Below are 6,342 nucleotides of genomic sequence, written 5' to 3'. Positions count from 1 at the left end.
ACTTGAGATCGGGGTCAAGAACTACCTTCTCGGGTTCGCCGTAACCGATGACAACCTCGCCACGGTCGCTGCTGCGACCGTGAGGCTCCGGAAGGAACGCGGTTCTCTCGCCGGCTAGGGTCATGGCGAGGTGCAGACGAGCCGCATGAAGCGCGTGCATCATGACGCCTAGGCACTTGATGTCATGATGCACGCATGCGAACGACCGTCACCCTGACCCCCGAGGCGGCGATGCTGGTGCAGAAGGCGATGCGCGAACGCGGGCTCTCGTTCAAGGAAGTCGTCAACTCGGCTATCGTGCGTGGCCTCGGCCCAGACGCACCGGTCGAGCCCTTCAGCACGCCAGTGTTCGACCTGGGCGCCGCGAGACTGCCAGTCGAACGAGCACTTCAACTGGCGGGTGAACTCGAAGACGAAGCGCTTCTTGGCAAGACTGTACTCGGCAAGTGACCATCGTCGACGCCAACGTCTTGCTCTACGCCGTGGACGGCGGAGCCGCTCACCACCAAGCCGCGAAGCGCTGGCTCGACGCCGCCTTGTCCGACCAGCGGGAGGCAGTGCTCATCCCCTGGATCTGCTTGCTCGCCTTCGTCAGGCTGATCACTCATGCGGCGGTCTACGAGAGACCCCTAACGGTCGGCCAAGCGCTGGGCATCGTGGAGGTCTGGCTCGGTCGCGCCAACGTGATTACCCCGGAACCCGACCGGGAACACCCCCGACGTATGCGTGCGTTGCTGGACGCCACCGGCCGTGGCGGCAACCTGGTGAACGATGCGCACCTGGCCGCTCTGGCGATCCAGTACGGCGCCACGGTCGTCAGCTTCGACAACGACTTCGCGCGGTTCCCCGGAGTAGCTCGGTTGGTGCCCTCGGCCGAGTGACCCCCGGCGCGCCCCTCACCCCTCCCCAGCCATCACCCTCTTGAACTCCGGCAGGTGCTTCCGCTGCGCCTCGATCATCCGTTCGCGGTACACGCCGTAGATCACGTCGGTGTCGTGCAGCGTCACGCCGGGGATGGTGGGCGACGCGAAGACGGGCAGCTCTAGCCCACGCGCCGCGAGCTTCTGGGCGGTCCTGGAGACGAGCTCGTGCATCATGATCATGGCGAGCACGGTGGAGGAGCCGGAGACGGGGCGGGACCAGCCCTCGATGGGGACGATGGCGTCCTCGACGGGCGCGCCGGTGTCGATCACGATGTCGGAGGCGTGCGGCAGGCGCTTGCCGGAGCTGTGGGTGGCGGGCTTGTCCATGTTGGCCTTGGCGGTTATGGCCACCACGGTGAGGCCGCGCTTCTTGGCGTAGAGCGCGGTGTCTATGCCCGACGAGTTGGAGCCGGAGTGGCCGGAGCCGTAGAGGTGGACGAGGCCACCGGCGGCGAGGGAGTAGGCCGTGGCGGTCGACGCCTCCTCGAAGGCGTCCTCGTTGGCGGCGGCGGCCTTCTCGGTGATGGCGGCGAGCTTGCTTACGTGAAGGGTTGACATGCTCGCACCTTCCCCGTGTCTGAGGGCTCGAGGGCGAGGCGCCCCGGCTCGGTGTTGTCGGCGGGATCGACGCCGGGCCCGAGCAGCACCGAGCCGGGGCAGAGGCTCAGGTCGCGCACGTCCTCGCTGAACGAGCGGAGCCCGCGCTCACCCGCCGCGAGGAGCGGGGTTTTCATGAACGGGCCGCGCCCGGCCTTGCGGGTGAGGAAGCCGCCGTCGACCAGGTTCTTGATGGCCTGGCGCGCCGTCACGCGGCTCACGCGGTACGCCTCGCATGGTTCCTTCTGGCCGGGCTTGACGAGCGAAGGCGCCGGACCAGCCAGTTGGCAAACCCGTGGGCGACGGACCGGAACCTGGCCTCCCACGGCTACACTTCGTGTAGCCACAGGAGGCGCGAGCATGACCACGAAGGTGCAGCGGTGGGGCAACAGCCAGGGCATCCGCCTCAGCGAGGAACCGCTTTCCCAGGTGGACATCGTCGTCGGCGACGAGGTCTCCATCACCGTCAAGGCGGGCGCGCTGACGGTCAGGGCCGCGAACCCCCGCCGCGGTCGTCACGACCTCTCCGTCCTCCTCCCCGCAGGTGGAGATGATCACCAGGTCGGTGAGTACGACTGGAGAGCGCGTGGCCCCCGCGAGGAATGGTGAGCGGCCGACTACGTCCCCCGTAATGGCGACATCGTCTACCTCGACTTCGACGCACAGGCTGGACATGAGCAGCGCGGGCGGCGTCCTGCGCTCGTGGTAAGTAACGACGTCTTCAACCAGCGCACCGGCCTCTGCATCGCATGCCCGATCACGAGCACCGACCGCGGCTTCCCGCCACACGTCGCGCTCCCCGAGGGCCTGTCCGTCACGGGCTTCGTGATGGTCGAACAGGTGAAGCCCGTGGATCTCCGGTTCGGGCGGGTTCAGAAGGCGGCAACGTCGCCGGCGGCAGTGCTCAACGATGCCCTAAGGGGCAAAGATTATATATTATCTACGTACCCACCGAAGGAGCTAGCCACATGCGCCTCGTCAACCCGCCGGACTGCCCTCCTCAGAACCCCACCTTCAGTCAGGCGGCCGTCTCGAACTCGCCGGCCACCGTCTACCTCGCGGGCCAGGTCGGCGTCGACCCGGCAACCGGAGCCCTCGCCGGAAGCGACGTGAGCAGCCAGACCGAGCAGGTGTTCCTGAACGCGCGGGTCATCCTCGCCGCCGCCGGCACGAGCCTGAGCCGCGTGGTGCGGGTGACGATCTACATGACCGACCTAGGCGAGTGGGCCTCCATGAACGAGGTCTACCAGCGCCACTTCGGGGAGCACGCGCCGCCCAAGACGACCGTCCAGGTGAGCGCCCTCGCGCTCGGCGCGCGCGTCGAGATCGAGTTCACGGCCGAGGCCTGAGGCCCGGCCCACCGGAGGCGACGATGCTCGGGTCACGCCATCACGGTTGCCGCTGGAGCACGTCCCGGACGCTGGGTCACGAGGTCGTGACGCTCGAGAACCGGCGGCTGCGCGTCACCGTCCTGCCCGGGCTCGGGGCCGACATCGTCGAGTTCGTGCACAAGCCGACGGACACCGACTTCCTGTGGCGCAGCCCCTGGCCGCTCCGCCCGGCCGGCTCGCTCGAGCCGGTGGCGCACACCCCCGGCGCGGAGTTCCTGCTGCGCTACCATGGGGGCTGGCAGGAGCTGTTCCCCGTCTGCGGCGACGCCGCCGACTTCCACGGCGCCCGGATCGGCGTACACGGCGAGGTCTGCCGCCTGCCGTGGACGTGGCGGGTGCTGACCGACACACCCACCGAGGTGACGGTCGCCTTCGAGGTGGCCACCGTGCTGAGTCCCTTCCGGCTCGAGCGCACCATGACGCTGAGGGACGACGCGCCGACGCTCTTCATCGACGAGCGCGCCACCAACCTGGGCGAGGTCGACGTGGCCTTCATGTGGGGCCACCACCCCGCCTTCGGCGCCCCGTTCCTCAAGGAGGGCTGCCGGGTATACACCGACGCCCGCACCGTCCTCACCAGCTCGCACCACCACGACGTCACGAGCCGCCTGGCCCCAGACCAGCGCTCCGCCTGGCCCCTGGTGCGGATGGTCGACGGCGGCACCCTCGACCTGAGCGAGGTCGGCGGTCCCGACCTTCGGGCCCACGACTGGGCGTACCTGACCGACTTCGAGGAGGGTTGGTTCGCGCTGGTCGAGCCCGGCGAGGGCGTGGGGTTCGCCTGCCGCTGGCCGGCCGGCGTGCTCCCCTACCTCCTCTACTGGCAGAACTACCGCGGGGCGCGGGCCGCGCCCTGGTACGGGAGGGCCTACACGGTGGCGCTGGAGCCGCAATCGACCTTCCCCGCCAGCTACGCGTCGGGCGCGCCGCTGCTGCGGTTGGCGCCGGGTGCGTCGCTCGAGCTCGCCCTGGTCGCCAGCGCGTTCCGGTCCTCCGGAGCCGTGAACCGCGTGGCCGCCGACGGGAGCGTGGCATGACCCTCCGCCTCATCCACATCACCGACCATCACCTGGGCGCCTCGGCAGACGCGGTCAACCGCGGTTACGCCACGGCCTGGGCACTCGAGCGGCTCCTCACCGCCATCGCCGCGGCCGGCGCGCACGGCGCCGACTTCGTCCTCAGCACCGGCGACCTGGTGGACGCGGGCACCGACGAGGAGTACGCCTTCGCGCGCGGCCTGCTCGGCGTGGCGCCTGACCGGACGGCGGCCGCCCCCGGGCCCCTCACGCTGCGGCGGCCAGGGTTCGAGAACCTGCCCCTCTACCTCGTGCCCGGCAACCACGACCCGCGGGCCGCCTGGCTGCGCAACCTCTTCCCCGCCACGCCCCTGCGCGAGCCGCTCGACCTCCGCTGGGAACACGGTGGGGTGGCGTTCGCGCACCTCGACCTGGGCGTAGGCGGGCGCGCCGGCGACCTGCGTGAGGCCTCCCTCGCGCACCTCGACGCCGTGCTGAGCGAGCACGATCGGGTGGTGATCGTGCTGCACCACCATCCGGTGCCGGTGGGCGTGTCGTGGCTCGACACCATGCTGCCCCCGGGCATCGAGCGTCTGTGGGCGCGCTGCCGGCCCGAGCAGGTGGCCGCCGTGCTCTTCGGCCACGCCCACGCCTCGGCCGCGACGGAGGTGGGTGGGGTCCCCGTGATCGGCACGCGGTCCACCTGCTTCCAGTTCGCCGGCACCGAGGCACCCGAGTTCGTGATCCGGCCCCTGCAGTACACCCTCGTCTCGGTGGGCCCCGAGGGGTCCGCCACCTTCCAGCGTTACGAGGTCCCGCTTACGGGCGACCCAGTGGCGGAGGCGGTGTCATGACCCGGAGGAGCGACGAGCAGGCGGTGCCCGGGGCGGTGGCCACCACTACGCCCGCGGCCCGCGAGCCCGCCAGCGCCGCCTACCTGAGCGAGCTCTTCGGCCTGCACGGCCGCACGGCGCTGGTCACCGGCGCCAGCCGCGGCCTGGGCGCCGCCATGGCGGTCGCGCTAGCGCGGGCCGGTGCACGCGTCTGCCTGGTGGGGCGGTCGGACAACCTGGGCGCCACGGCGGCCGCCATCGCTGCGGCCGGCGGCGAGGCAGTCAGCCTGGTGGGCGACCTCACGACCGAGGCAGGCATCGCGGCCCTGGCCGCGGAGGCGCTCGAGCGCTGCGGCGCCGTCGACATCCTCGTCAACAACGCCGGCACGTTCGTGCGCAAGCCAGCCCTGGAATGGACGGCCGCCGACTGGGACGAGGTCGCCGACCTGTCCACCCGCTCCGTCTTCCTGCTCTCGCAACGTCTCGCTGCGCCGATGCTCGAGCGCAGGCACGGCAAGATCATCAACGTCGCCTCGGTGCTGGCGTTCCAGGGCGGCTTCACCGTGCCGGCCTACGCCGCCTCGCGCCACGCCCTCGTAGGGCTCACCCGCGCCCTCGCCAACGAGTGGGCGGGGCGCGGCGTCAACGTGAACGCGATAGCCCCCGGCTACATCGACACCGACCTGCTGCACGACCTCAAGCACGACCCGCGCCGCTCGGCCGAGCTGCTGGCGCGCGTGCCGGCCGGCAGGTGGGGCGCCGCCGACGAGCTGGCGGGCGCCGCCGTTTACCTCGCCTCAGACGCATCTAGCTTCGTCCACGGCACCACGCTCGTGGTCGACGGAGGGTGGCTCAGTCGATGACGGACCCCTACTCAACGCCCATGGGAGCCCCGCTCGTGCCGGAGTTCCCGATCGTCTTCAGGAACACCGAGGTCCTGTCGGTCTGGTACCGGACCGACCCCCGGGCCATGCGGGAGTTCCTACCGGCGCCCCTCGAGGCCGCCAGCGACGTGGTGTTGCTCCACTTCTACGTCATGCACGACCCGGACTGGTTCGGCCCTCACCGCGAGTTCGCCGTGCAGCTCGACGCGCTCCTGCCAGGCACGGACGTACGGGGCGCGTTCTCTCCCCTCCTCATGCTCACCACCGACGGCGGCCTGGCGACCGGCCGCGAGGTCTACGGTCAGCCCAAGAAGCTCGGCGCGCCCAGCCTGGAGGCGCGCGGCGACCTGCTGGTGGGGGTGGCGGCGCGGAACGGCATCGACGTGGTCACCGCCACCACGCCGTACAAGCCGCGGCGCGGCGCGCTGGCCGACCTCCTCGCGCTCGTGCCTTTCGCCACGAACCTCAACTACAAGGTCGTGCCGCACGTGACGGGCGAGACGGCCATCCGGCAACTGACGGCCCGCACGCTGCAGGACGTGGTCGTCCACGAGTGCCACGTGGGTCCCGCCACCGTGGAGCTGCGCCCGAACGCCCAGTTCCCGCTCCACCGTCTGCCCGTCGTGGAGGTGGGCGACGCCTACCACTGGCGCGCCGACTTCACGCTCCCGTTCGGCCGCGTCGTGCACGACTACCTG

General features: G+C 70.7%; 10 protein-coding genes and 1 pseudogene. 9 read left to right on the top strand and 2 right to left on the bottom strand.

The window, feature by feature from the left end:
- Positions 1 to 195: 195 nt before the first annotated feature.
- Positions 196 to 450, top strand: coding sequence for an antitoxin (locus H3C53_02270; GenBank protein ID MBW7915501.1), 255 nt, complete (start codon positions 196 to 198; stop codon positions 448 to 450).
- On the top strand, positions 447 to 881 hold the full coding sequence (locus H3C53_02265; GenBank protein ID MBW7915500.1) for a PIN domain-containing protein: 435 nt from the start codon (positions 447 to 449) through the stop codon (positions 879 to 881). Before H3C53_02270 ends, H3C53_02265 begins: the two co-directional genes overlap by 4 nt.
- Positions 882 to 896: 15 nt before the next feature.
- Here H3C53_02265 and H3C53_02260 read toward each other — a convergent pair whose 3' ends face one another.
- Together H3C53_02260 and H3C53_02255 are read right to left on the bottom strand one after the other, a co-directional pair.
- Complete coding sequence (locus H3C53_02260) at positions 897 to 1,481, bottom strand: SIS domain-containing protein (GenBank protein MBW7915499.1); 585 nt, start codon at positions 1,479 to 1,481, stop codon at positions 897 to 899.
- Positions 1,463 to 1,741, bottom strand: coding sequence for a hypothetical protein (locus tag H3C53_02255; GenBank protein MBW7915498.1), 279 nt, complete (start codon positions 1,739 to 1,741; stop codon positions 1,463 to 1,465). Before H3C53_02255 ends, H3C53_02260 begins: the two co-directional genes overlap by 19 nt.
- 139 nt (positions 1,742 to 1,880) lie before the next feature.
- Between H3C53_02255 and H3C53_02250 the strand changes: the two genes are divergently transcribed.
- From H3C53_02250 to H3C53_02220, 7 genes and pseudogenes are all read left to right on the top strand, one after another.
- Positions 1,881 to 2,129, top strand: a complete 249-nt coding sequence (locus H3C53_02250; protein ID MBW7915497.1) for a hypothetical protein — start codon at positions 1,881 to 1,883, stop codon at positions 2,127 to 2,129.
- A 30-nt stretch (positions 2,130 to 2,159) separates the two neighbouring features.
- Positions 2,160 to 2,432: pseudogene (locus H3C53_02245) on the top strand (type II toxin-antitoxin system PemK/MazF family toxin).
- Between the two features lie 56 nt (positions 2,433 to 2,488).
- On the top strand, positions 2,489 to 2,869 hold the full coding sequence (locus H3C53_02240) for a reactive intermediate/imine deaminase (protein ID MBW7915496.1): 381 nt from the start codon (positions 2,489 to 2,491) through the stop codon (positions 2,867 to 2,869).
- A 23-nt stretch (positions 2,870 to 2,892) separates the two neighbouring features.
- Entirely contained in the window at positions 2,893 to 3,948 is a 1,056-nt protein-coding gene (locus tag H3C53_02235; GenBank protein ID MBW7915495.1) for an aldose 1-epimerase, read from the top strand.
- Positions 3,945 to 4,781, top strand: a complete 837-nt coding sequence (locus H3C53_02230) for a metallophosphoesterase (protein ID MBW7915494.1) — start codon at positions 3,945 to 3,947, stop codon at positions 4,779 to 4,781. Before H3C53_02235 ends, H3C53_02230 begins: the two co-directional genes overlap by 4 nt.
- Positions 4,782 to 4,864: 83 nt before the next feature.
- On the top strand, positions 4,865 to 5,623 hold the full coding sequence (locus tag H3C53_02225; protein ID MBW7915493.1) for a glucose 1-dehydrogenase: 759 nt from the start codon (positions 4,865 to 4,867) through the stop codon (positions 5,621 to 5,623).
- The coding region (locus H3C53_02220) for an acetoacetate decarboxylase family protein (protein ID MBW7915492.1) at positions 5,620 to 6,342 on the top strand (723 nt) is incomplete at its 3' end. The genes H3C53_02225 and H3C53_02220, both read left to right, overlap by 4 nt.

The organism is Trueperaceae bacterium (genome assembly GCA_019454765.1).
Classification (GTDB): Bacteria; Deinococcota; Deinococci; order Deinococcales; family Trueperaceae; genus JAAYYF01.
The sequence above is the reverse complement of the archived record's forward strand: the minus strand, read 5'-3'. Positions and strand labels throughout refer to the sequence as shown.

Coding starts and splice junctions, on each gene's coding strand:
- H3C53_02230 (MBW7915494.1), top strand. CDS start 3,945: ATGACCCTCCGCCTCATCCACATCACCGACCATCACCTGGGCGCCTCG.
- H3C53_02250 (MBW7915497.1), top strand. CDS start 1,881: ATGACCACGAAGGTGCAGCGGTGGGGCAACAGCCAGGGCATCCGCCTC.
- H3C53_02240 (MBW7915496.1), top strand. CDS start 2,489: ATGCGCCTCGTCAACCCGCCGGACTGCCCTCCTCAGAACCCCACCTTC.
- H3C53_02235 (MBW7915495.1), top strand. CDS start 2,893: ATGCTCGGGTCACGCCATCACGGTTGCCGCTGGAGCACGTCCCGGACG.
- H3C53_02270 (MBW7915501.1), top strand. CDS start 196: ATGCGAACGACCGTCACCCTGACCCCCGAGGCGGCGATGCTGGTGCAG.
- H3C53_02260 (MBW7915499.1), bottom strand. CDS start 1,481: ATGTCAACCCTTCACGTAAGCAAGCTCGCCGCCATCACCGAGAAGGCC.